This window comes from Micromonospora sp. WMMD980 (assembly GCF_029626035.1).
In the GTDB taxonomy this organism is placed as follows: domain Bacteria; phylum Actinomycetota; class Actinomycetes; order Mycobacteriales; family Micromonosporaceae; genus Micromonospora.
Map to the genome: position 1 here is coordinate 2915112 of NZ_JARUBE010000003.1, position 23478 is coordinate 2938589.

Annotated in this window: 23 protein-coding genes; 3 read left to right on the plus strand and 20 right to left on the minus strand. The window is 72.9% G+C overall.

The window, feature by feature from the left end:
• Positions 1-60: 60 nt before the first annotated feature.
• The 7 genes from O7618_RS13465 to pyrR form a co-directional block, all read right to left on the minus strand.
• Positions 61-1335: an adenosylmethionine--8-amino-7-oxononanoate transaminase gene (locus O7618_RS13465; RefSeq protein ID WP_278106422.1), complete on the minus strand. Its 1275-nt coding sequence runs from the start codon at positions 1333-1335 to the stop codon at positions 61-63.
• 114 nt (positions 1336-1449) lie between these two features.
• A complete protein-coding gene (locus O7618_RS13470) occupies positions 1450-2469 on the minus strand; it encodes a quinone-dependent dihydroorotate dehydrogenase (RefSeq protein ID WP_278106423.1) in 1020 nt (339 codons plus the stop codon).
• 70 nt (positions 2470-2539) lie between these two features.
• The gene (gene carB, locus O7618_RS13475) at positions 2540-5887 is read right to left on the minus strand and encodes a carbamoyl-phosphate synthase large subunit (RefSeq protein ID WP_278106424.1); all 3348 of its coding nucleotides are present in this window, start codon (positions 5885-5887) and stop codon (positions 2540-2542) included.
• Positions 5880-7022, minus strand: a complete 1143-nt coding sequence (gene carA, locus O7618_RS13480) for a glutamine-hydrolyzing carbamoyl-phosphate synthase small subunit (RefSeq protein ID WP_278106425.1) — start codon at positions 7020-7022, stop codon at positions 5880-5882. The genes carB and carA overlap by 8 nt, the downstream gene beginning before the upstream one ends.
• Positions 7019-8296, minus strand: coding sequence for a dihydroorotase (locus tag O7618_RS13485; RefSeq protein ID WP_278106426.1), 1278 nt, complete (start codon positions 8294-8296; stop codon positions 7019-7021). The genes carA and O7618_RS13485 overlap by 4 nt, the downstream gene beginning before the upstream one ends.
• Positions 8293-9219: an aspartate carbamoyltransferase catalytic subunit gene (locus O7618_RS13490; RefSeq protein WP_278106428.1), complete on the minus strand. Its 927-nt coding sequence runs from the start codon at positions 9217-9219 to the stop codon at positions 8293-8295. Before O7618_RS13490 ends, O7618_RS13485 begins: the two co-directional genes overlap by 4 nt.
• Complete coding sequence (gene pyrR / locus O7618_RS13495) at positions 9216-9800, minus strand: bifunctional pyr operon transcriptional regulator/uracil phosphoribosyltransferase PyrR (protein WP_278106429.1); 585 nt, start codon at positions 9798-9800, stop codon at positions 9216-9218. The genes O7618_RS13490 and pyrR overlap by 4 nt, the downstream gene beginning before the upstream one ends.
• A gap of 286 nt (positions 9801-10086) precedes the next feature.
• Here pyrR and O7618_RS13500 point away from each other — a divergent pair, with 286 nt between their 5' ends.
• Positions 10087-10575 (plus strand): helix-turn-helix domain-containing protein, encoded by a 489-nt coding sequence (locus tag O7618_RS13500; protein ID WP_013285505.1) that lies wholly within the window; start codon positions 10087-10089, stop codon positions 10573-10575.
• 61 nt (positions 10576-10636) lie between these two features.
• Here O7618_RS13500 and nusB read toward each other — a convergent pair whose 3' ends face one another.
• Genes nusB through aroB form a run of 4 tightly spaced genes read right to left on the minus strand, consistent with a single transcriptional unit; the run spans position 10637 to position 13192 of the window.
• On the minus strand, positions 10637-11047 hold the full coding sequence (nusB, locus tag O7618_RS13505) for a transcription antitermination factor NusB (RefSeq protein WP_174534511.1): 411 nt from the start codon (positions 11045-11047) through the stop codon (positions 10637-10639).
• A 23-nt stretch (positions 11048-11070) separates the two neighbouring features.
• The gene (gene efp, locus O7618_RS13510) at positions 11071-11628 is read right to left on the minus strand and encodes an elongation factor P (RefSeq protein WP_091067144.1); all 558 of its coding nucleotides are present in this window, start codon (positions 11626-11628) and stop codon (positions 11071-11073) included.
• Between the two features lie 41 nt (positions 11629-11669).
• Positions 11670-12119 (minus strand): type II 3-dehydroquinate dehydratase, encoded by a 450-nt coding sequence (aroQ, locus tag O7618_RS13515; RefSeq protein ID WP_278106430.1) that lies wholly within the window; start codon positions 12117-12119, stop codon positions 11670-11672.
• Entirely contained in the window at positions 12116-13192 is a 1077-nt protein-coding gene (gene aroB / locus O7618_RS13520; RefSeq protein ID WP_278106431.1) for a 3-dehydroquinate synthase, read from the minus strand. Before aroB ends, aroQ begins: the two co-directional genes overlap by 4 nt.
• A 63-nt stretch (positions 13193-13255) precedes the next feature.
• On the opposite strand from aroB, the gene O7618_RS13525 reads away from it, so the two are divergent.
• Both O7618_RS13525 and O7618_RS13530 read left to right on the plus strand, forming a co-directional pair.
• Complete coding sequence (locus O7618_RS13525) at positions 13256-13756, plus strand: DUF2243 domain-containing protein (RefSeq protein ID WP_278106432.1); 501 nt, start codon at positions 13256-13258, stop codon at positions 13754-13756.
• Complete coding sequence (locus O7618_RS13530) at positions 13753-14532, plus strand: cytochrome c oxidase assembly protein (protein WP_278106433.1); 780 nt, start codon at positions 13753-13755, stop codon at positions 14530-14532. Before O7618_RS13525 ends, O7618_RS13530 begins: the two co-directional genes overlap by 4 nt.
• Here the strand turns inward: O7618_RS13530 and O7618_RS13535 are convergent.
• From O7618_RS13535 to O7618_RS32245, 9 genes are all read right to left on the minus strand, one after another.
• On the minus strand, positions 14522-15031 hold the full coding sequence (locus O7618_RS13535; RefSeq protein ID WP_278106434.1) for a shikimate kinase: 510 nt from the start codon (positions 15029-15031) through the stop codon (positions 14522-14524). The genes O7618_RS13530 and O7618_RS13535 overlap by 11 nt on opposite strands.
• Positions 15032-15086: 55 nt before the next feature.
• Positions 15087-16265, minus strand: coding sequence for a chorismate synthase (aroC, locus tag O7618_RS13540; RefSeq protein ID WP_278106435.1), 1179 nt, complete (start codon positions 16263-16265; stop codon positions 15087-15089).
• A 165-nt stretch (positions 16266-16430) separates the two neighbouring features.
• Positions 16431-17231 (minus strand): shikimate dehydrogenase, encoded by an 801-nt coding sequence (locus tag O7618_RS13545; protein ID WP_278106437.1) that lies wholly within the window; start codon positions 17229-17231, stop codon positions 16431-16433.
• Positions 17231-18454: an endolytic transglycosylase MltG gene (mltG, locus tag O7618_RS13550; RefSeq protein ID WP_278106438.1), complete on the minus strand. Its 1224-nt coding sequence runs from the start codon at positions 18452-18454 to the stop codon at positions 17231-17233. The genes O7618_RS13545 and mltG overlap by 1 nt, the downstream gene beginning before the upstream one ends.
• Positions 18438-18911, minus strand: coding sequence for a Holliday junction resolvase RuvX (ruvX, locus tag O7618_RS13555; protein ID WP_278106439.1), 474 nt, complete (start codon positions 18909-18911; stop codon positions 18438-18440). Before ruvX ends, mltG begins: the two co-directional genes overlap by 17 nt.
• Positions 18912-18978: 67 nt before the next feature.
• A complete protein-coding gene (gene alaS, locus O7618_RS13560; protein ID WP_278106440.1) occupies positions 18979-21660 on the minus strand; it encodes an alanine--tRNA ligase in 2682 nt (893 codons plus the stop codon).
• A complete protein-coding gene (locus O7618_RS13565) occupies positions 21657-21962 on the minus strand; it encodes a DUF6167 family protein (protein WP_278106441.1) in 306 nt (101 codons plus the stop codon). The genes alaS and O7618_RS13565 overlap by 4 nt, the downstream gene beginning before the upstream one ends.
• Positions 21963-21993: 31 nt before the next feature.
• The gene (locus O7618_RS13570; protein ID WP_278106442.1) at positions 21994-22455 is read right to left on the minus strand and encodes a DUF948 domain-containing protein; all 462 of its coding nucleotides are present in this window, start codon (positions 22453-22455) and stop codon (positions 21994-21996) included.
• A 143-nt stretch (positions 22456-22598) separates the two neighbouring features.
• A complete protein-coding gene (locus tag O7618_RS32245) occupies positions 22599-23228 on the minus strand; it encodes a hypothetical protein (RefSeq protein WP_347405418.1) in 630 nt (209 codons plus the stop codon).
• Positions 23229-23478: the final 250 nt, after the last annotated feature.

The following is a 23478-nucleotide window of genomic DNA, read 5'->3' on the forward strand; positions in this document are numbered from 1 at the left end:
TCCCGGCGGCTCCGGCCGCCTTCCGTCTCCCGCGACGGGCCTTCCGTCGCCACGTCCCGCTCAGCCGGCCCGGACCGCCGCCGCCACGCCGGCCGCGATCCGGGCCACGTCCCCGGCGTCGCACACGTACGGCGGCATGGTGTAGACGAGATCCCGGAACGGGCGCAGCCACACCCCCTCGGCCACTGCGGCGGCGGTGGCGGCCGGCAGATCCACCTCGTGGTCCAGCTGCACCACGCCGATCGCGCCGAGCACCCGCACGTCGGCCACCCCGGGCGTGCCGCGCAGCGGCGCCAGGCCGGCCCGCAGCCCCTCGGCGATGCCCGCGACGCGCCCGGCCCAGTCCCCGGCGGCCAGCAGGCCCAGCGAGGCGTTCGCGACCGCGCACGCCAACGGATTGCCCATGAACGTCGGCCCGTGCGCCAGCACCCCGCCGGCCGAGATCGCGCCGGCCACCTGCGGGGTGCAGAGCGCCGCGGCCAGCGTGAGGTAGCCCCCGGTGAGCGCCTTGCCGACGCAGAGCACGTCCGGCGTGACGCCGGCGTGCTCGGCGGCGAACATCCGCCCGGTCCGGCCGAAACCGGTGGCGATCTCGTCGAAGACCAGCAGGATGCCGTGCCCCCGGGTCACCTCGCGCAGCACCCGCAGGTAGTGCGGGTGGTGGAACCGCATGCCGCCGGCGCCCTGCACCACCGGTTCGACGATCACCGCGGCCAGCTCACCGGCGTGCCGCTCGACCGCGTCCACGAGCGCCGCCTCGTACGCCGGGTCCGGCGGGGCGTCGAATCCGGCCGGCGGCAGCGGCGCGAACACCTGCCGGGGCAGCACGTCGCCCCAGAGGTGGTGCATGCCGCCCTCCGGGTCGCAGACGCTCATCGGGTGGAACGTGTCGCCGTGGTAGCCGCCCCGCCAGGTGCCCAGGCGGCGGCGCTCCGGGCGCCCCACGGCGCGCTGGTACTGCAGGCACATCTTCACCGCGACCTCGACGCTCACCGAGCCGGAGTCGGCCAGGAAGACGTGCTCCAGGCCGTCCGGGGCCAACTCGACCAGGGTGGCGGCCAGGCGCGCGGCCGGTTCGTGGGTGAGCCCGCCGAACATCACGTGGCTCATCCGGCCGAGCTGGTCGGTCACCGCGGCGTCCAGCACCGGGTGCCGGTAGCCGTGGATCGCCGCCCACCACGACGACATCCCGTCGACCAGTTCCCGCCCGTCCGCCAACCGCAGCCGCACCCCCGAGGCGCTCCGCACCACGAGCGGCGCGCTGCCCGACGGCATCGCCGCATAGGGATGCCAGACGTGCCGCCGATCCACGGCGAGAATCTCCTCGGGCGTCACAGGTCCTCCTTCCCCCTCCCCCGCGATCTTGCAGTTTCGGCCCGCCATCTGCCCGGTTCGGGCGGTATGCCGGGGCAGCAACTGCAAGATCGCGCGGCGGTGGGGTGGGGTGGGTTAGCGGGGTGGGTGGGGGTGGGTGGTGATGGCTCGGGTCAGGGTGGGGCCGCGGTAGATGAAGCCGGTGTAGAGCTGGACCAGGGCGGCGCCGGCGTCGAACATCCGGGTCGCGTCGTCGGGGTCGAGGATGCCGCCGACGCCGATCACCGGCAGCCGCCCCCCGGTCTCCCGGTGCACGAACGCGACCAGTTCCCGGGACCGGGCGGTCAGCGGGCGGCCGGAGAGGCCGCCGGCCTCGGCGCCGCGCGCCCGGTCGGCCGGGGCGAGCCCTTCCCGGCCGAGCGTGGTGTTGGTGGCGATGACACCCGCCGCGCCCCGGTCCAGGCAGACCGCCAGCAGCTCGGCCACGGCCGCGTCGGTGAGGTCCGGGGCGATCTTCACCAGCACCGGCTTCTCCCCCACCAGCGCGGCGAGCAGCGCGTCCAGGTGGGACCGGTCCTGAAGCGACCGCAGGCCCGGGGTGTTCGGTGAGGACACGTTGACCGCGAAGTAGTCCCCGTGGTCCTTGAGCGCCCGGTAGGAGGCGAGGTAGTCCTCGACGGCCTCGTCCAGCGGGGTCACCTTGGACTTGCCCAGCGAGATGCCCAGCGGCACGTCGAGCGGTCGGGGCAGCGCCGACAGCCGGGTCGCGAGCGCCTCGGCGCCGGCGTTGTTGAAGCCCATCCGGTTGACCACGGCCTCGCTGTCGCGCAGCCGGAACAGCCGGGGCCGGGGGTTGCCCGGCTGGGCCTGCGCGGTGACGGTGCCGACCTCGACGAAGCCGAAGCCCAGCGCCGGCCAGGCCGGCAACGCGACCCCGTTCTTGTCCATCCCGGCCGCCAACCCGACCGGGTTCGGGAACCGCACCCCGAACACCTCGCGCGGCGCGGCCCGGAAGTACGCGCGCCGCAGCGCCGCCAGCACCGCCGGCCGACGTGACAACGCGGCGAGCCGCGCCAGCGTCCACTCGTGCGCCGCCTCCGCGTCCCCGCCCCCCAGCGCGAACAGCCGGGGCCGCACCACCCTCTCGAAGATCACCGCTGGCCCCCCGACTCGGTGATCGGGAGGATGGCGGTGCGGTCCGCCACCCTCACGATCGACGGGGTGGTCACTCGCCGGCCCGCAGGGCGGCGTGCAGGTCCTGGAGGGGGCGGACGCGCAGGTCGCCGTTGATGCGTGCCTCGATGCCCATGACCGCCGCGGCGGCGCCGGGGACGGTGGTGACGCAGGGGATGTCGGCCGTGACGGCGGCGCTGCGGATCTCGTAGCCGTCCGAGCGGGCGCTCGCGCCGGAGCCCTGCGGCGTGTTCACCACCAGCGCCACGTCGCCGCCGAGGATCAGCGACACCGCGTCCGCGCCCTCGCCCGACTCGTAGTGCTTGCGGATCTGCTCGCAGGCGATGCCGTGCCGGCGCAGCACCTCGGCCGTGCCGGTGGTGGCGACGATCTGGAAGCCCAGGTCGGCCAGGCGCTTGATCGGGAAGATCATGCCGCGCTTGTCCCGGTTCGCCACCGAGACGAAGATCTTCCCGGAGGTGGGCAGCGACCCGTACGCGGCGGCCTGCGACTTCGCGAACGCCTGACCGAAGCCGGTGTCGATGCCCATCACCTCGCCGGTGGAGCGCATCTCCGGGCCGAGCAGCACGTCGATGCCCTTGCCCGACGGGGTGCGGAACCGCTTGAACGGCAGCACCGCCTCCTTGACCGCGATCGGCGCGTCCGGCGGCATGGTGCCGCCGTCGCCGGTCGGCGGCAGCATCCCCTCGGCGCGCAGCTCGGCGATGGTGGCGCCCAGCGCGATCCGGGCCGCCGCCTTGGCCAGCGGCACCGCGGTCGCCTTCGAGACGAACGGCACGGTCCGGGAGGCGCGCGGGTTGGCCTCCAGCACGTAGAGCGTGTCGCCCTGCAAGGCGTACTGGACGTTGAGCAGGCCGCGCACCCCGACGCCGCGGGCGATCTCCTCGGTGTAGCGGCGCACCTGGGTGAGGTGCGAGCCGGCCAGCGTGATCGGCGGCAGCGCGCAGGACGAGTCGCCGGAGTGGATGCCGGCCTCCTCGATGTGCTCCATCACGCCGCCCAGGTAGACGTCGCCGTCGGCGTCCACCAGCGCGTCCACGTCGATCTCGATGGCGTCGTCGAGGAACCGGTCCACCAGCACCGGGTGGTCGGGCGAGATCTCGGTGGCCCGGCCGATGTAGTCGCGCAGCGTGGCGTCGTCGTAGACGATCTCCATGCCCCGGCCGCCGAGCACGTACGAGGGCCGGACCAGCACCGGGTAGCCGATCTCGTCGGCGATCGCCTTCGCCTCGTCGTACGAGGTGGCCATGCCGTGCGCGGGCGCGCGCAGCCCGGCCCGGGCCAGCACCGCGCCGAACGCGCCCCGCTCCTCGGCCAGGTGGATCGACTCCGGTGAGGTGCCGACCACCGGCACGCCGGCGTTCTTGAGCCGCTGGGCCAGGCCGAGCGGGGTCTGACCGCCGAGCTGCACCACCACCCCGACCACGCCGGGGCCGCCGGCCGCCTTGCCGGACGAGTCCTCGGCGTGCCACGCCTCCAGCACGTCCTCGAAGGTCAGCGGCTCGAAGTAGAGTCGGTCGGCGGTGTCGTAGTCGGTGGAGACGGTCTCCGGGTTGCAGTTGACCATCACCGTCTCGTAGCCGACGTCCCGGAGCGCTTGGACGGCGTGCACGCACGAGTAGTCGAACTCGATGCCCTGACCGATCCGGTTCGGCCCGGAGCCGAGGATGATCACCTTCGGTCGGGCCGAGGGCGCCACCTCCGTCTCGGAGTCGTACGTCGAGTAGTGGTAGGGCGTGGTGGCCTCGAACTCGGCCGCGCAGGTGTCCACCGTCTTGTAGACCGGCCGGATCCCGAGCCGGTGGCGCAGCGTCCGGACGCCGTCCTCGGCGGCCAGTTCGGGGCGCAGCGCGGCGAGCTGCCGGTCGGACAGGCCGGCCCGCTTGGCCCGGCGCAGCAGGTCGGCGTCGAGCACCGGCGCGTCGACGATCTCGGTGCGCAGCTCGATCAGCCCGGCGATCTGGTCCAGGAACCACGGGTCCATGCCGCCGGACGCCTCGGCCACCTCGGCGATCGACGCGCCCAGGCGCAGCGCCCGCTCGACGGTGTAGAGCCGGCCGTCGTGCGGCACGCGCAGCGCGGCGAGGGTGTTCTCCCTGGTGGCGCCGGCCGGGTCGGGCACGGTCCAGAAGCCCGACGCTTTGGTTTCCATCGAGCGCATCGCCTTGTTCAGCGCCTCGGTGAAGTTGCGGCCCAGGCTCATCGCCTCGCCCACCGACTTCATCGTGGTGGTCAGCTCCGGATCGGCGCCGGGGAACTTCTCGAACGCGAACCGGGGGATCTTCACCACCACGTAGTCCAGCGAGGGCTCGAACGCGGCCGGCGTCTTGAGCGTGATGTCGTTGGGGATCTCGTCGAGCGTGTAGCCGACCGCGAGCTTCGCGGCGATCTTGGCGATCGGGAAGCCGGTGGCCTTCGAGGCCAGCGCCGAGGAGCGCGACACCCGCGGGTTCATCTCGATCACCACGATCCGGCCGTCGGCCGGGTTGACCGCGAACTGGATGTTGCAGCCGCCGGTGTCCACCCCGACCTCGCGCAGCACCGCGATGCCGAGGTCACGCAGCCGCTGGTACTCCCGGTCGGTGAGCGTCATGGCCGGCGCGACGGTCACGCTGTCGCCGGTGTGCACGCCCATCGGGTCGACGTTCTCGATCGAGCAGACCACCACGACGTTGTCGTTCCGGTCGCGCATCAGCTCGAGCTCGTACTCCTTCCAGCCGAGCACGCTCTCCTCGATCAGCACCTCGTGCACCGGGCTGGCGGCCAGGCCGGCGCCGGCGATGCGATCGAGGTCGGCGTCGGTGTGCGCCATCCCGGAGCCGAGGCCGCCCATGGTGAACGACGGCCGGATGACCACCGGCAGGCCCAGCTCGGCGACGGTGTCGCGGACCTCGTCCATGGAGTGGCAGACGCGCGATCGCGGGGTCAGCGTGGCCGGGTCCTCGACGCCCAGGCGGACGCCGGCCTTGGCCACGATGTCCTTGAACAGCTGCCGGTCCTCGCCCCGGTTGATCGCCTCGACGTTGGCGCCGATCAGCTCGACGCCGTACTTCTCCAGCACGCCCGCGGAGTGCAGGGCGACCGCGGTGTTCAGCGCGGTCTGCCCACCCAGGGTCGGCAGCAGCGCGTCCGGGCGCTCCTTGGCGATGACCAGCTCGACGAACTCGGGCGTGATCGGCTCGACGTAGGTGGCGTCGGCGAACTCCGGGTCCGTCATGATCGTGGCCGGGTTGGAGTTGACCAGGCTGACCCGGATCCCCTCGCTGCGCAGCACCCGGCAGGCCTGGGTGCCGGAGTAGTCGAACTCGCAGGCCTGTCCGATCACGATCGGACCGGAGCCGATCACCAGGACGTGCTTCAGGTCGGTGCGCTTAGGCATTCTTGCCGCCTTCGATGAGCTCCGCGAAGCGGTCGAACAGGTAGTCCGCGTCGTGCGGGCCGGCCGCCGCCTCCGGGTGGTACTGGACGGTGAAGGCGGGCACGTCCACGGCCCGCAGCCCCTCGACCACGTTGTCATTGAGGCACACATGGGAGACCCGGACCCCGCCGAAGTCGGTGTCGACCACCTGGTCGGGCACCACCGCGCCGGAGGTGACGCCCGGCACCTCGACGGCGAAGCCGTGGTTGTGGCTGGTCACCTCGACCTTGCCGGTGGCCCGGTCGAGCACCGGCTGGTTGATGCCGCGGTGGCCGTACCCCAGCTTGTAGGTGCCGAAGCCGAGCGCCCGGCCGAGGATCTGGCTGCCGAAGCAGATGCCGAACAGCGGGATCCGCCGGGTCAGCACCTCCCGCGCGAGAGCCACCGGGCCGTCGGCGGTCGCCGGATCGCCCGGGCCGGGCGAGAGGAACACCGCGTCCGCGCCGGTGGCGAGCAGGTCGCCGATCGTCGAGTCGGCGGGCAGCACGTGGGTGGTGACGCCGCGGGCGGCGAGCCGGCGCGGCACGTTGCGCTTGATGCCCAGGTCCAGCGCGGCCACCGTGAACCGGTGCGCGCCCTGCGCCTCGACGACGTACGGCTTCGCGGTGGTCACCTCGGTGGACAGGTCCGCGCCGACCATGGCCGGCGAGGTGCGGACCCGCTCCAGCAGCGCGGCCGGGTCGTCGTCGACGCTGGAGACGCCGACCCGCATCGCGCCACGCTCGCGCAGGTGCCGGGTCAGCGCCCGGGTGTCGATCCCGCTGATGCCGACCACGCCCTCGGCGGCGAGCCGGTCCTCCAGGCCGCCGGTGGCGCGCCAGTTCGAGCCGATCCGGGCCGGGTCGCGCACCACGTAGCCGGCGACCCAGATCCGGCCGGACTCGTCGTCCTCGCCGTTCACGCCGGTGTTGCCGATGTGCGGCGCGGTCTGCACCACCACCTGGCGGTGGTAGGAGGGGTCGGTGAGCGTCTCCTGGTAGCCGGTCATGCCGGTGTTGAAGACCGCCTCGCCGAAGGTCTCCCCGACGCTGCCGTACGCCTCGCCGTGGAACGTGCGCCCGTCCTCCAGGACGAGGATCGCGCTTCTGCGCCTCACTTGGTTGCCTTTCCGTCCAGGACCGTCGGCTCGCCGCGCAGGAAGGTCGCCACGATGCGACCCGGCAGCGTCATCCGGGCGTACGGGGTGTTGCGACTACGACTGGCCAGCTCGGCCGGCTCGATCACCCGGCGGGCGGCCGGGTCGACAAGGGTCAGGTTGGCCGGCACGCCGGGCGCCGGGTCGAGGCCGTGCCCGTCCAGCCCGGCGATCCGGGCCGGGACCCGCGACATCCGCTCGGCGATCAGGTCCCACCGCGGGCCGAGCACGTCCAGCGCGATGGAGAGCGCGGTCTCCAGGCCGAGCATGCCCGGCCGGGCGTACGCCCACTCGCACTCCTTGTCCTCCACCGCGTGCGGCGCGTGGTCGGTGGCGATGACGTCGATCACGCCCTCGGCCAGCGCGGCCCGCAGCGCGTCGACGTCGGCGGCGGTCCGCAGCGGCGGATTGACCTTGAAGACCGGGTCGTAGCTCTCGGCCTTCTCGTCGGTGAGGAGAAGATGGTGCGGCGTCACCTCGGCGGTCACCCGCACGCCGCGCGCCTTGGCCTGGCGCAGCACCTCGACGCTGCCGGCGGTGGAGACGTGGCAGACGTGCAGCCGGCTGCCCACGTGCTCGGCCAGCAGCACGTCCCGGGCGATGATCGCCTCCTCGGCGACCGCCGGCCAGCCGGTCAGGCCGAGCCTCGTGGAGACCTCGCCCTCGTGCATCTGCGCGCCCTCGGTGAGCCGGGGCTCCTCCGCGTGCTGGGCGACCACCCCGTCGAACGCCTTCACGTACTCCAGCGCCCGGCGCATCAGCCGCGGGTCGGCCACGCAGTGCCCGTCGTCGGAGAAGATCCGCACCCGGGCCGCGGAGTCGGCCATCGCGCCCAGCTCGGCCAGGCGCTCGCCGGCCAGCCCGACGGTGACCGCGCCGATCGGCTGCACGTCGACCAGGCCGGCCTCCCGGCCGAGCCGCCACACCTGCTCGACCACGCCCGCGGTGTCCGCGACCGGCGAGGTGTTGGCCATCGCGCAGACCGCCGTGTAGCCGCCGAGCGCCGCCGCCCGGGACCCGGACTCGACCGTCTCGGCGTCCTCCCGACCGGGCTCGCGCAGGTGGGTGTGCAGGTCGACCAGGCCGGGCAGCGCGACCAGGCCGGTCGCGTCGATCACCGTGGCGCCGTCCGCGGCCAGGCCGGCGCCGACCTCGGCCACCACGCCGTCGCGGATGAGCAGGTCGGTCGGCTCGCCGCCGACCGGGCTGACGTTCTTGATCAGGTACGCGGTCACCGGTTGCTCCCTCCGAGCAGCAGGTAGAGGACGGCCATCCGCACGGAGACCCCGTTGGCGACCTGTTCGACGATGGTGGAGCGGGACGAGTCGGCGACCTCGGGCGTGATCTCCATCCCCCGGTTCATCGGGCCCGGGTGCATGACGATCGCGTGCTCGGGCAACCGGCCCATGCGCGGCCCGTCGAGCCCGAAGCGGCGGGCGTACTCCCGGGCCGACGGGAAGTAGGAGTCGCTCATCCGCTCCCGCTGCACCCGCAGCATCATCACCACGTCCACGTCGGGAAGAACGGTGTCGAGGTCGTAGGAGACGTCGGTACCGGGGGCGAGCGCCGGCGAGATGTCGCGCGGGATGAGCGTCGGCGGGCCGACCAGGGTGACCTTGGCGCCCAGCGTGCTCAGCAGCAGCACGTTCGAGCGGGCCACCCGGGAGTGCAGCACGTCGCCGACGATCGCCACGTGCAGGCCGGCGAGCCGGCCCAGCCGGGACCGCATGGTGTACGCGTCGAGCAGCGCCTGGGTGGGGTGCTCGTGGGTGCCGTCGCCGGCGTTGACCACCGACCCGTCCACCCAGTCGGCCAGCCGGTGCGGGGCGCCGGAGGCGGGATGCCGCACGACCACCGCGTCGGCGCCCATCGCCTGGAGGGTGAGCGCGGTGTCCTTCAGGCTCTCACCCTTGGTCACGCTGGAGCCCTTGGCGGAAAAGTTGATCACGTCGGCGCTGAGCCGCTTGGCGGCCGCCTCGAACGAGATCCGGGTCCGGGTGGAGTCCTCGTAGAAGAGGTTGACCACCGTCCGCCCGCGCAACGCGGGCAGCTTCTTGACCTCCCGGCCGGCCACGGTGGCCATCTCGGCCGCGGTGTCCAGGACCAGGGTGGCGGTGTCGGCGTCCAGGTCGGCGCCGGAGAGCAGGTGCCGGATCATGAGAGGACGCCTCCGTGCAGCCGTACCTCGTCCTCGCCGTCGGTCTCGGCGAGGGTGACCTTGACGTTCTCGGCCAGCGCGGTGGGGATGTTCTTGCCGACGTAGTCGGCGCGGATCGGCAGTTGGCGGTGACCGCGGTCGACCAGCACCGCGAGTTGCACCGAGGCCGGGCGGCCGACGTCGCTGAGCGCGTCCAGCGCGGCCCGCACGGTGCGGCCGGAGAAGAGCACGTCGTCGACGAGCACGACCCGCCGGCCGTCGATGCCGCCCGGCGGCAGGTCGGTCGGGCCGACCGCGCGGGTCGCGTGCCGGCGCAGGTCGTCGCGGTAGAGCGTGATGTCGAGCACGCCGACCGGGACGGTCACGTCCTCGAACGTGCTGATCCGGGCCGCGAGGCGGCGGGCCAGGGGAACGCCCCGGGTGGGGATGCCGAGCAGCACCGTGTCGGCGGCGCCCTGGGTCTTCTCCAGGATCTGGTGGGCGATGCGGTCGACCACCCGCGAGACGTCGGCGGCGGCGAGGATCACCTTCACCGAGGGTTGTCGCGGCGGCGACGAATGGGCAGCCGGTGGGTAGGCCACGGCGGACCTCCTTCCCCGCCTCACGGGACGGGTCGTTAAAGGACGTCTATCGACTCCGGCGGGCCCTCGACGGGCCCGGACCGGGGCTTCACGCCACGTTACCAGCGGTCACCGGGCCCACCGCCGCCGGTCCTGACCTGCTGGTCAGCCCGGAGAAATGCGGACAAGCCACACCGGCCTCCCGGACCTCGTGGACCGCAACACTTGACCACGTGTCGCAATCCCCGTACCGTCACGCTCCGTAGCGATAGCTGGGAGAACCCCGAGCAGCACTGGGAGTGTCCGAATGCCCTCTGAATACGCCAAGTCGCTGGGCGCCCGCCTGCGCTCCATCCGCCAGCAGCAGGGCCTGTCCCTGCAGGGGGTGGAGGAGAAGTCGAACGGGCGGTGGAAGGCCGTGGTGGTCGGCTCGTACGAGCGCGGCGACCGCGCCGTCACCGTGTCCCGCCTGGCGGAGCTGGCCGACTTCTACCGCGTTCCCGTCTCGGAGCTGCTGCCCGACGGCAGTGGGGTGCGTCACGAGCCCACCAGCAAGATCGTGCTCGACCTGGAGCGGCTCTACGACGAGGCCTCCGAGGACCTCGCGTACGTCGCCCGGTACGCGCGCGCCATCCAGCAGCAGCGCGGCGACTACAACGGCCGGGTGCTCTCCATCCGCGCCGACGACCTGCGCGCCCTCGCGATCGTCTACGACGCCTCGCCGTCGGGCCTGATCGAGCGGCTCACCGAGCACGGTGTGCTGGTCGCCGACCCGCGCGCGTTCTTCGCCTCCTGACGCCCGCACGAAGGGCCCGCGCCGTCCGGCGCGGGCCCTTCGTCGTTCCTGCCTGCGGGTCTCAGCGGCTGGCGTACTCGGCGATCCGGCCGAGAATGCCGTTGAGGAAGCGGGGCGAGTCGTCGGTCGACATCTGCCGAGCCAGCTCGACGGCCTCGCTGATCGCCACCGCGTCGTCGATCTCGTCGACGTAGAGCAGCTCGTACACGGCGATCCGGGCCAGGTTGCGGTCGACCACCGGCATCCGGTCGAGCGTCCACCCCTCGGCGTAGCTGGCGATCGTCTCGTCGATCCGGTCCAGGTGCGCCGCGACGCCCTCGACCAGCCCGACGGCGTAGCCGAGGTGGTCGGGTCGGGGCTGCTCGATCCGCTCCAGGTAGCCGGCGAGCACCTCGACCGGCGGGCGGTCCCGCAGGTCGGCCTCGAAGAGCACGTCCAGCGCCCGCTTGCGCGCCTTGCGGCGCGCCGGCATCTGCTGCTTCGGACCCTCGGCCATCAGGCTCGGCCGAGGTAACGGCCGTCGCGGGTGTCGACCTTGATCTTCTCACCGGTGGTGATGAACAGCGGCACCTGCACGGTGGCGCCGGTCTCGACGGTGGCCGGCTTGTTGCCACCGGTCGACCGGTCGCCCTGCAGGCCCGGCTCGGTGTAGGTGACCTCCAGCACGACCGAGGTCGGCAGCTCGATGTAGAGCGGCACGCCCTCGTGGGTGGCGACGGTCGCCTCGGCCTCCGGCAGGAGGTAGTTGGCGGCCTCGCCGACGGTGCCGCCGAGCACGGTGATCTGGTCGAACGTCTCCAGATCCATGAAGACGTAGTCCTCGCCGTCGGCGTACAGGTATTGCATGGTGCGCTTGTCCACGGTCGCGGTCTCGACCTTGGTGCCCGCGTTGAAGGTCTTGTCGACCACCTTGCCGGACAGCACGTTCTTCAGCGTGGTACGCACGAACGCACCACCCTTACCGGGCTTGACGTGCTGGAACTCGACGACGGCCCACAGCTCGCCGTCCAGGTTGAGTACCAGGCCGTTCTTCAGGTCGTTGGTGGAGGCCATTTCCTGCCTTGATCATCAATTGGCGGACAGACCTGTCGAGTCTACTCGCCGTGTCGAATCGGACTCCCGGGCTGCGCCAGGTGGTGCAGCGCCAGCCGGTAGCCGTCCACGCCCAGCCCGCAGATCACCCCGGTGGCCACCGCGGAGACCACCGAACGGTGCCGGAACTCCTCCCGGGCGTGGATGTTGGAGATGTGCACCTCGATCAGCGGGGCGCGGAGCATGGCGCAGGCGTCCCGCACCGCGATCGAGTAGTGCGACCAGGCGGCCGGGTTGAGCACCACCGCCGCCGCCTCGTCCGCCGCCTGGTGCAGCCAGCCCAGCATCTCGTGCTCGGCGTCGGTCTGCCGGACCACCACGTCCAGCCCCAGCTCGCGCCCGGTCCGCTCGCAGTCCGTCACCAGCTCGGCGTAGCTGGTGACGCCGTAGACGTCGACCTGCCGGGTGCCGAGCCGGCCCAGGTTCGGCCCGTTGAGCACGTACACCCTCACGCGCCGACCTCCCGGTACGCCTCGGCCAGCAGCTCGTCCGGCGGCCCCTCCAGCATCGCCGGGCGGGCGAGGTCGTCCAGCACCACGAACCGCAGCCGGCTCCCCCGGACCTTCTTGTCCACCCGCATCGCGGCGAGCAGCTCCGGCCAGGCGTCCGCCCGGTAACCGGTGGGCAGGTCGAGCGCGGCCAGCACGTCGCGGTGCCGCCGCGCGGTGGCGTCGTCGAGCCGGCCGGCGAGCCGGGCCAGCGCGGCGGCGTAGACCAGCCCGACCGCCACCGCGTGGCCGTGCCGCCAGCGGTAGCCCTCCACCTTCTCGATCGCGTGCGCGAGCGTGTGGCCGTAGTTGAGCACCTCGCGCACCCCGGACTCGCGCAGGTCACCGCCGACCACGTCCGCCTTCACCCGGACCGCCCGCTCGACCAGCTCCCGGATCACCGGCCCGGTCGGGTCCAGCGCGGCCGCCGGATCCCGCTCGACCAGGTCGAGGATCACCGGGTCGGCGATGAAGCCGCACTTGACCACCTCGGCCAGGCCGGCAGCCAGATCGGCCGACGACAGGCCGTCCAGCGTCGCCAGGTCGCAGTAGACGCCCACCGGCGGGTGGAACGCGCCGACCAGGTTCTTGCCGGCGGCCGTGTTGATCCCGGTCTTGCCGCCGACGGCGGCGTCGACCATGCCGAGCAGCGAGGTCGCCACCGGCACCCAGCGCACCCCGCGCAGCCAGGTCGCGGCGACGAAACCGGCCAGGTCGGTGACCGCGCCACCACCCACGCCGACCACCACGTCGGTACGGGTGAAGCCGGCGTCGCCCAGCCGGTCCCAGCACGCGGCGGCCACGTCGACGTGCTTGCCCGCCTCCGCGTCCGGCACCTCCACCAGCAGCGGCGTCACGCCCCCGGCGCGCACCCGCTCGGCGAGCCGCTCGGCCAGGGCCTTCAGCGGCGCGGCGTACAGGTAGGCCACCCGCTCGGCCTCGGGCAGCAGCCCGGGCGGCGGGTCGAGCAGGTCACGTCCCACGAGCACGTCGTACGGCCGTTCGCCGCCGACCGGGATCCGGGTCACCTCGTCCATCGCCGGCAGCCTAGTCCACTGCGTGGGGTGTTTGTCCGGCCGCGCCCCGGGTAGGGCGGCGGGATGAGCATCCGCCTTCCCGCCACGATCCTCGGCGTCGGCCTCGGTGGCTTCGTCGACGGCATCTTCCTGCACCAGGTCTTCCAGTGGCACCACATGCTCAGCAGCACCGCCACCGACCACGTGGGGATCCGGGACTACCCGGTCGACACCGTGCCCGGCCTGCAGATGAACACGCTGTGGGACGGCCTCTTCCACGTGGTCACCTGGGTGGCGGTGCTGACCGGGCTGGCCCTGCTCTACTCCCGGGTGACCCGCTCCCGGGGCCGGCTCTGGCGCTCGCCGATGCTCTGGGGCTGGGTGCTGGTCGGCTGGGGCCTGTTCAACCTGGTGGAGGGCATCGTCGACCACCACCTGCTCGGCATCCACCACGTCCGCTCCGGTCCGCACCAGACCTGGTGGGACCTCGGCTTCCTCGCCCTCGGCGTGGCCCTGGTCGTCGCCGGCTGGGCGATCCAACGGCGGGCCGCCGAACTCGACCTCTGCGCGCCGGAGCCGCGGTGAGTCACGCCGGGCACGCGGGCGGCTTCCCGGCGACCGCGCTGCTGCCGGCGGTCGTGTTCTGGGCCTACCTGGCCGCCGCGCTGCGGCTGCGCGACCCCGGCGGGCCGGGCTGGACGCACCGCCGGACCGCGAGCTTCGGCCTCGGCGCGCTCCTGGTGACCGTGGGCCTGCTCCGGCCGGCCGGCGACTTCGTCGGGCACATGTGGCAGCACCTGCTGATCGGCATGCTGGCGCCGCTGGCGCTGGTCCTCGGTGCGCCGGTCACGCTGCTGTTGCGCACGCTGGATCGCCGTACCGGACGCCGGCTGGTCCACCTGTTACGGCACCCGGTCCCGCGGGTCCTCGGGCACCCGGCGACCGGTCTGCTGCTCACCGCGGGCGGCCTGTGGCTGCTGTACCTGACCCCGCTCTACCGGGCGACGCTCGACAGTCCGGCGCTGCACACCGTGGTGCAGGCCCACTTCCTGCTCGGCGGCTGCCTGTTCGCCTGGTCGATCGCCGGGCCCGACCCCGGCCCGCACCGCCCGCGGGTGCCGGTGCGGCTGGTGGTGCTCGGCGCCGGGGTGGCCGCGCACGCCACCATCGCCCAACTGCTCTACGCCGGCGCGCTGGTCGACGTGCCGGCCACCGGTGCCGAGCTGCGGGCCGGCGCCACTCTGATGTACTACCTCGGCGACGTGGCCGAGATCGCCCTCGCGCTCGCGCTGCTCGCCACCTGGCGACCGGAGCGCCCGGCCCGCCGCCCGGCCGCCGGACGCACGCCGGTCAGGGCTTGAGCAGGGCGGCGATCTCGGTGGCCAGTTCCTGCGGGTCGCGGCCGTCGGTCACCACGGTCGCGGTGGCCACCTCGGCGTAGAGCGGGCGGCGCTGGTCCAGCAGGTGTTTCAGGGTGGCCCGGGGGTTCAGCGCCAGCAGCGGCCGGCCGGCGCCCAGCCCGACCCGCCGGATCGCGTCCGGCAGCTCCACCGACAGGTGCACCACGGTGTGGCCGATCAACGCGGCCCGGTTCTCCTCGGCGAGCACCGCGCCGCCGCCGAGCGCGAGCACCCCGGCGTGCGAGGCCAGCGCCGCCGCCACCGCGGCCCGCTCCAGCGTACGGAAGTGGTCCTCGCCCTCGTCGACGAAGATCTCCGGGATCGGATTGCCGGCGAGACGCTCGATATCGGCGTCGGTGTCCCGGAAGTCGACGCCGAGCGCACCGGCGAGCGCGGTCCCCACCGTGGTCTTGCCGGAGCCGGGCGCCCCGACCAGCACGCAGACCGGCCGGGTGCTCACCGTGCCGACCTTCCGTTCGCGGCTGCGGGACTCCGCTGCGCTGCGTTCCTCGCGCTCACGAGATCACCAGGTTGTCGAGGTAGCCGGCGAGGTTGCGGCGCATCTCGGCGACCGAGTCGCCGCCGAGCTTCTCCACCGCCGCCTCGGCCAGCACCAGCGCCACCATGGCCTCGGCCACCACGGCCGCGGCCGGCACCGCGCAGACGTCGGAGCGCTGGTTGATCGCGGTGGCCGGCTCGCCGGTGGTGACGTCGATCGTCGCGAGCGCCCGGTTCAGCGACGAGATCGGCTTCATCGCCGCCCGCACCCGCAGCGGCTCGCCGGTGGTGATGCCGCCCTCCAGGCCACCGGCGCGGTCGGTCACCCGGCGCACGCCGGTGGCGGTGGGGATGATCTCGTCGTGCGCCTCGGAGCCACGCGAGCGCGCCTGCTGCCAGCCGGCGCCGATCTCCACGCCCTTGATCGCCTGGATCGACATCAGCGCGGTCGCGAGGCGGGCGTCGAGCTTGCGGTCCCACTGCACGTGGCTGCCCAGGCCCGGCGGCACCCCGTACGCCAGCACCTCGACCACGCCGCCGAGCGTGTCGGCGGCCTTCTTCGCGGCGTCGACCTCGGCGACCATCCGGGCGCTGGCCTCCGGGTCGAGGCAGCGCAGCGGGTCGGCGTCGATGCGCGGCGCGTCCTCGGGGGTGGGCCGCAGCCCCGGCTTGGCGGCGACCGGACCCAGCTCCACCACGTGCGAGACGATCTCGATGTCGAGCGCCTGTCGGACCAGGGCCTTGGCGACCGTGCCCACGGCCACCCGGGCGGCGGTCTCCCGGGCGCTGGCCCGCTCCAGGATCGGCCGGGCGTCGGTGTGCCCGTACTTCTGCATGCCGGCCAGGTCGGCGTGACCCGGCCGGGGGCGGGTGAGCGGCGCGTTGCGGGCCTGCCCGGCCAGTTCTTCGGCGTCGACCGGGTCGGCGGCCATCACGGTGCGCCACTTCGGCCACTCGGAGTTGCCGACCCGGATCGCCACCGGGCTACCCAGCGTCACGCCGTGCCGGAGCCCGCCGATGATCTCGATCTCGTCCTGCTCGAACGCCATCCGGGCGCCCCGGCCGTAGCCGAGCCGGCGGCGGGCCAGCTCGCCACCGATCTCGGCGGTGGTCACCTCGATCCCGGCGGGCACCCCCTCCAGCATCGCGACGAGGGCGGGTCCGTGCGATTCACCTGCAGTCAGCCAGCGCAACACAGCGGACAGTCTGTCACGCCCACCGACCAGCGCGACGCGGTGGCGACGGCGTCCCGCCCTGCGGACGGAAGCGTCCGCCCTCCGGCAGCCGTCCCGCCCCACTCGCCCGCGAGGTGTTAGGCGGGGCCCCCTCCTCTACCGGAGGCGTTAAGAAGGGGCCCTTCCTTACCGGTCCAGCGCGGCGCGCATCGCGGCGCGCGGGGCGCGGACGCCGGTGAACTGCTCGAACTGGCCGGCCGCCTGGGCCAGCAACAGGTCCAGGCCGGAGATCACCCGGCAGCCGGCGGCCAGCGCCCCGGCGGCGAGCGGCGTCGGCCACGGGTCGTAGAGCGCGTCGAAGAACACCGTCTCCGGCCGCCAGTCGAAGTTCTCCGCGAGCGGGTCGGCGACACCCTTCGGCACCGTCGAGATCACCAGGTCGGCGCGGGCGTGCGCGGGCGCGCCGTCCCACTCGGCGGCGGCCAGCGGCACGCCGACCGCGGCCGCCACCGGACGCAGCTCGTCGACCGCCTCGGGCCGGCGGGCCACCACCGTCACCTCGGCCGCACCGACCCGGGCCGCCGCCGCGACCGCCGCCCGGGCGGTGCCGCCGGCGCCGAGCACGGTCACCACCGCCCCGGATACGCAGCCGGCGCCGGCGAGCACCTCGACCATGCCGACGACGTCGGTGTTGTCCGCGTACCAGGTGCCGTCGGGTCGGCGTACCAGCGTGTTGGCGGCGCCGACCGCGGCGGCGACCGGCGAGACCTCGTCGGCCAGCGCGAGCGCCGCCTCCTTGCCGGGCATGGTCACCGACAGCCCGGCCCACTCCGGGCCGAGGCCGGCGACCACGCCGGGCAGCTCGTCCGCGCCGGCCTCGATCCGGGTGTACGACCAGCCGGCCAGCCCGGCCGCCGCGTAACCGGCGGAGTGGATCGCCGGGGAGAGCGAGTGGGCGATCGGCCGGCCGACCACGGCGGCCCGCATCAGGTGCAGTTCTCCCCGGTGAGCACCTTGTTGTCGCACATCTGCCGCTGCAGCTTGCGGAAGTCGGCGTCGTTGGAGCCGTAGCCCATGGTCCCCTTCTGGTCCACCGTCATGAAGAAGATCCAGTCACCGGGCGGCGGCTCCAGCGCGCCCTTGAGGGCGGCCTCGCCGGGGTTGCTGATCGGGGTGGGCGGCAGGCCCGCCACGTTGTGCGTGTTGTACGGGTTCTTCAGGTCGTTGATCTCGCTCTGCAGCAGATCGTCCGAGTCCTTCGGGTCCTTGCCCTGCAACCGCAGGTAGTAGTTGATGCCGCTGTCGATGCCGAGGCAGTTGCAGCCGATCTTGCCGCCGTAGACCCGGTTGTAGATCACCCGGGAGACCTTCGGCAGGTCGACCGCGTTGACCGACTCCGCCTCGGCGATCGAGGCGGTGATCAACGCCTCGTACGGGGAGATCTTGCGGTCGTTCTTCGCCCGGTCGACGAAGTCGAGCTGCTTGGTCACGGTCAGGAACTGATCCACCATCAGCGACAGGATCTGCTCGGCGGTGGCCTTCGGCGGGATCTCGTAGGTCGACGGGTAGAGGAAGCCCTCCAGACTCTTCGGGCCCTTCTTGCCGTCCCCACGCGTGAACCAGAATGCCGGCACACCCAGCTTGACCGGGTCCTTCGCCGCGGCCTGGAACTCCTTGACCGGGATCTTGGTCTGCTTCGAGAGGATCTGGTAGACGTTCAGCGTGATGGTCCCCTCGGGGATCGTCACGCCGTTGACCACCCGGCTCTTCGGGTCGAGCATCAGCGTGATCGCGTCCGCGGCCTTCATCTCCTTGCGGACCTTGTAGCGGCCCACCTGGATGTTCTTGCTGAGCGGGTTCGCGTCCGCCGCCTCGATGAAGGCCTTGGTGCTCTTCACCACGCCGGCGTCGTAGAGCGTGTTGCCGATGTCGGTGAGTGACTCGCCGGTCTTCACCTCGACCAGCGCCTCGCCGGTGCCCGGGCCGTCGTAGTCGGGCGTCACCAGGTAGTTACGAATCCGGTCGAAACCGACGTACGCGCCGCCGCCGATGCCGCCCAGCAGGACGAGCGCCATCAGGAGAGCGAAGACCGTCTTTCCTCGGCCGCCGCCGCCGGACCTGCCCTGCCGGCGCAGCACGGCGCCGCGCCGGTGTCGGCCCTTCTCCCCCCTCTCCTGCTCGTCGAACCCCAGGTCAAGATCGTCGATCATGCGTCCGCCTCCGCTGTGCGTCCAGCCAGCTCTGCAGAATCTCCACCGCGGCGGCCTGGTCGACCACCGCTCGTTGGCGTTTTCCCCGGACGCCCCGTTCGGCCAGCCTACGACTCGCGACGACGGTAGACATCCTCTCGTCCGTCAGCGTCACCGGAATCGGCCCCACTACATCGGCCAAACGGGTGGCATATGCCGATACGTTCGCCGCCGCCGGCCCATGCTTTCCGGCCAGGTTGACCGGCAGCCCGACGACGATCCCGACCGCCTCGTGCTCGGCCGCCAACCGGACCAGCGCGGCCATGTCGGCGGGCACCGCGTCCGGCTCGGCGGTCAGGTCCCGGGCCAGGGTGACCAGCGGAGTGGCCAGGATGCCGTGCGGATCGGAACGGGACACACCCACCCGAACCTGCCCGACGTCCACGCCCAGCCGCACGCCGACGGGCAGCTCAGCCATCTCCCGGACACTCCTTCAGCAGGTATGGGCCAGGGCGGACCGCGCGGTCCGCCCTGGCATCGATCGGTCAGGCCGCGTCCGCGACCGCCCTCTCCACGGTGACCAGCAGGTTCGACGCCTCCGCGGCGGGCAGGCCGCCACCCTGGGCCAGGTCGTCGCTGCCGCCGCCCCGACCGGAGAACGCCGCCTTCACCAGGTCCTTGGCGCTCAGGCCCCGCCCCCGGGCGGCCTGGTTGACGGCCACCACGAGCGACGCCTTGCCGTTGGCCCGGGCGGCCACCGCGACCACCGCCGGGCGGGCCGCGTCGATCCGGCCCCGGATCTCCTGGGCGAGCGTCCGCACGTCGTTGGCCGCCGCGCCCTCCGGCGCCTCGGTGCCGACGTACGCGACCCCGCGCACGTCCCTCGCCTGCGCCGCGAGCGCGCCGGCCCCGCCGAGCACGAGCTGGGCGCGGAGCTTCTCCAGCTCCTTCTCCGCGTCGCGCAACTGGGTGACGGTCTGCTCCACCCGGTCGGCGACCTGCTCGCCCGGCACCCGGAACATCTCGGCCAACCGGGACACCAGCAGGTGCTCACGGGCCAGGAAGCCGAACGCGTCCATGCCGACCAGCGCCTCGATCCGGCGTACCCCGGAACCCACCGACGCCTCGGAGAGGATCTTGACCAGGCCGAGCTGGGCCGAGCGGGCCACGTGCGTGCCGCCGCACAGCTCCCGGGCGTAGTCGCCGACCTCGACCACCCGCACCCGCTCGCCGTACTTCTCGCCGAACAGCGCCATCGCCCCGATCCGGCGGGCCTCCTCCTGGCTGGTGACGAACGCGTGCACCTCCAGGTCGGCCAGGAGCACCTCGTTGACCTGCTGCTCCACGTCGTGCAGCACGCTCGGCGCCACCCCGGTCGGGGTGTTGAAGTCGAACCGCAGCCGGCCCGGCGCGTTCAGCGAACCCGCCTGGGTCGCCGACTCGCCGAGGAAGTTGCGCATCGTCTGGTGCACCAGGTGCGTCGCGGTGTGCGACCGCGAGATCGCCCGGCGGCGGGAGACGTCGATCTCCGCGTACCCGGTCTCCCCGGCGCGGACCTCGCCGCGCACCACCCGGGCCCGGTGCACGATCAGGCCGGGCACCGGCTGCTGCACGTCGAAGACCTCGACCTGGCCGCCGCCGACCGTGATGAGCCCCTGGTCGGGCTGCTGGCCGCCGCCCTCGGCGTAGAACGGGGTGGTGTCGAGCACCAGCTCGATGGTGTCGCCCTCGGCCGCCGCGCCGACCTGCGCGCCGCCGGCCAGCAGCGCGCGCACCCGGGACTCCCGGTTCAGCTCGGTGTAGCCGGTGAACTCCACCGGCCCGCCGCCGTCGAGCACCGACCGGTACGCCGACACGTCGGTGTGCCCGGTCTTGCGGGCCTGCGCGTCGGCCTTGGCCCGGCCGCGCTGGTCGGCCATCAGCCGGCGGAAGCCCTCCGCGTCGACCTGCAGGCCCTGCTCGGCCGCGATCTCCAGGGTCAGGTCGATCGGGAAGCCGTACGTGTCGTGCAACTGGAACGCCTTGTCACCCGAGAGCGCCGGCTTCCCGACCGACTTCGTCTCCGCGATCGCGGTGTCCAGGATCGTGGTCCCGGCACGCAGCGTGGCGAGGAACGCGTCCTCCTCGGCGTACGCGTACTGCGAGATCCGGCCGAACTCCTCGGCCAGCTCCGGGTACGACGGCGCCATGCAGTCCCGCGCCACCGGCAGCAACTCCGGCAGCGCCCGATCCTGGTAGCCCAGCAGCCGCACCGCCCGGATCGCCCGGCGCATGATCCGCCGCAGCACGTAGCCCCGGCCCTCGTTCGACGGGGTCACCCCGTCACCGATCAGCATCAACGCGGTACGCACGTGGTCGGCGACCACCCGCAGCCGCACGTCGTCCGGGTGCGACTGGTTGGCCGCGTGACCCGAGTGCGCGCCGTACCGCTTCCCGGTCAGCTCGGCCGCCCGGTCCAGGATCGGCTTGACCTCGTCGATCTCGTAGAGGTTGTCCACGCCCTGCAGCAGCGAGGCCATCCGCTCCAGGCCCATGCCGGTGTCGATGTTCTTCGCCGGCAGGTCGCCGAGGATCGGGAAGTCCTCCTTGCCGACGCCCGGGCCGCGCTCGAACTGCATGAAGACGAGGTTCCAGAACTCCAGGTAGCGGTCCTCGTCGACCTCCGGACCGCCCTCGCGGCCGTACTCCGGGCCGCGGTCGTAGTAGAGCTCCGAGCACGGGCCGCACGGGCCGGGGATGCCCATCGACCAGAAGTTGTCGGCCTTGCCCCGGCGCACGATCCGCTCCGCCGGCACCCCGGTGGCGCGCCACATGTCGTACGCCTCGTCGTCGTCGAGGTAGACCGTCGCCCAGATCCGCTCCGGGTCCAGCCCGAAGCCGCCCGCCTCGACCGACTTGGTGGCCAGGTCCCAGGCGAGCGGGATCGCCCCGGACTTGAAGTAGTCACCGAAGGAGAAGTTGCCGTTCATCTGGAAGAACGTGCCGTGCCGGCTGGTCTTGCCGACCTCGTCGATGTCCGGCGTGCGGATGCACTTCTGCACGCTCGTCGCCCGCGCGAACGGCGGGGTCTGCTGGCCCAGGAAGTAGGGCACGAACTGCACCATGCCCGCGTTGATGAACAGCAGGTTCGGGTCGCTGATGGCGGGCAGCGGAGCGGACGGCACCACGACGTGGCCGTTCGCCTCGAAGTGGGCGAGGAACCGCCGCTTGATCTCCGCCGTCTTCATCGCTGGTGCTCCTCCGGGAAAATCTCTCGGTCGCCGATGCGCGGGTCCTCCCGCAGCTCGGCGAACTCGTCCTGGTACGCCTCGCCGCGGGCGAAGGCCTCGTGGATCTCCTGCTCGCGTTCGGCCATGCCGACCCGGACGTCGTCGACGAACGCGCGCACCGACTCGACCAGCCCACCGGCGGACTCGGACAGCCCGCTGGCGATGCCCGCCGGGGTGTACGCCTGCGCGGTCCGGGTGGCCTTGCGGACCACCAGGACGCCCACGGCCAAGCCGATGCCCAGCCAGAACAACCGCCTCATGCTCTCATCCTTCCCGCGTACGCCGGTCGGGTCAGCGGTTGCCGCGCTTGGCGGCCCGACGCTGCTGCTTGATGGTGTCGCGGACCTCGCGCTCGGTCTCGGCGTGCCGGCGGGCGGAGGCGGCCTTGCGCACGCCGTAGCCGAACGCGGCCACCTTCACCAGCGGGTTCGCGGCGGCGGCGGAGACCACGGTGGCCAGGTTCGCCACGTTCGCGGTGACGTTCTGCGCGTGGCTGGTCATGGTGTCCACCTTGGCGAGCTGGAGGTTCACCCCGTCCAGCGACGTCTGCGCCTGCTCCAGCGCGGTGTTGACGTTCTTCACCGTGGTGTTCACGTCACCGAGCAACGGCCCGGTGCGGTCGTTGAGGTCGTTGATCATGCGGGTTGCGGCGTCGACGGTGTGCCGGAGCCGCAGGATCGGCAGCGTCAGGATCAACACGAGCATCGCGAACGCGATCGCCGCGACGAGCGCCGCGACCTCTCCAAAACTCACGCATGTCCTCCTCAACAAGTGTTCCGGGACCGACGCCCCGGGACGCGCGACCGTACCTGCCCGCCGCGCCCCATCTCGACCCGGTCACCGGGTTCGGGCGGGCGCGCCAGCCCCAGACCCTACCGTCCGTGATGGAAGTCGGCTCACGACGGTGAGGTGGTCGGCTCACCGAGCGGGTCGTCGGTCAGGGTCGGGTAGGGATCCTCACCGGTGAGTGACGGATCGGTGGTCGGTGTGGGACCGGTGCGCTCGTCGTCGATCGCGTTGCGCACCTTCACCGACACCAACGAGCCGGCGCACTCCCCCGCTGCGGTCGCCGGCGGCGCGGACGGCGCCGGCTCCCCGTCCACCGGCGGCGGCGTGCAGGTGGGGTCGCGGACCCACAGGTCGAGCGTCAGCTCGTCCCGACGCCAGCAGGTGTAGCTGCCCTCGACCTTCTCCTCCGGGCAGCGGTCCACCTTCCAGCGGCGCCAGCCGTCCTTGGCCAGCGCCTGCTCGTAGACGGTGACGGTCTGCTTCCAGCCCTGCTCCGACTCGACCGCGCGCTCCCGCAGCCGGCAGTCCTGCAGGCACCAGCGGCTGCCGCTGACGTTGTCGACGGTCTTCGTCGCCGCCCAGGACGGCACGTCGAGCGCGTCGAGGGTGTCGAAGACCGGGTCACGGCTGAGCGTCCGCATCCCGAAGTAGAGCGGCACCGCCCCGAGCAGCACGAGGCTGACCAGGGCGAGCACGGCCATCCGCAGCCGGCGCCGCTCGCGCAGCTGCCGTCGCAGGTCGGAGCGGGCGCCACCCGGGCCGCCGCTCTCCGAGCCGGCGTCGCCGGAGTCGGGGCCGGCCGGTCGCGGTGCCGCTCCGTCGCCCGCACCGGGTCGCGCCCCCGCGGGCTCTCCCGCCGGCGGTACGACCGCGGCCGCCCGCGCGCCGGCACCCGTGGCAGCGGGTCGGGCCGGATCCGGAGTGGTCGTGACGCCCCGTCCGCTCGTCTGCTCCTTTGGGACTGCCGGACGCGCCACACCCGCCGCC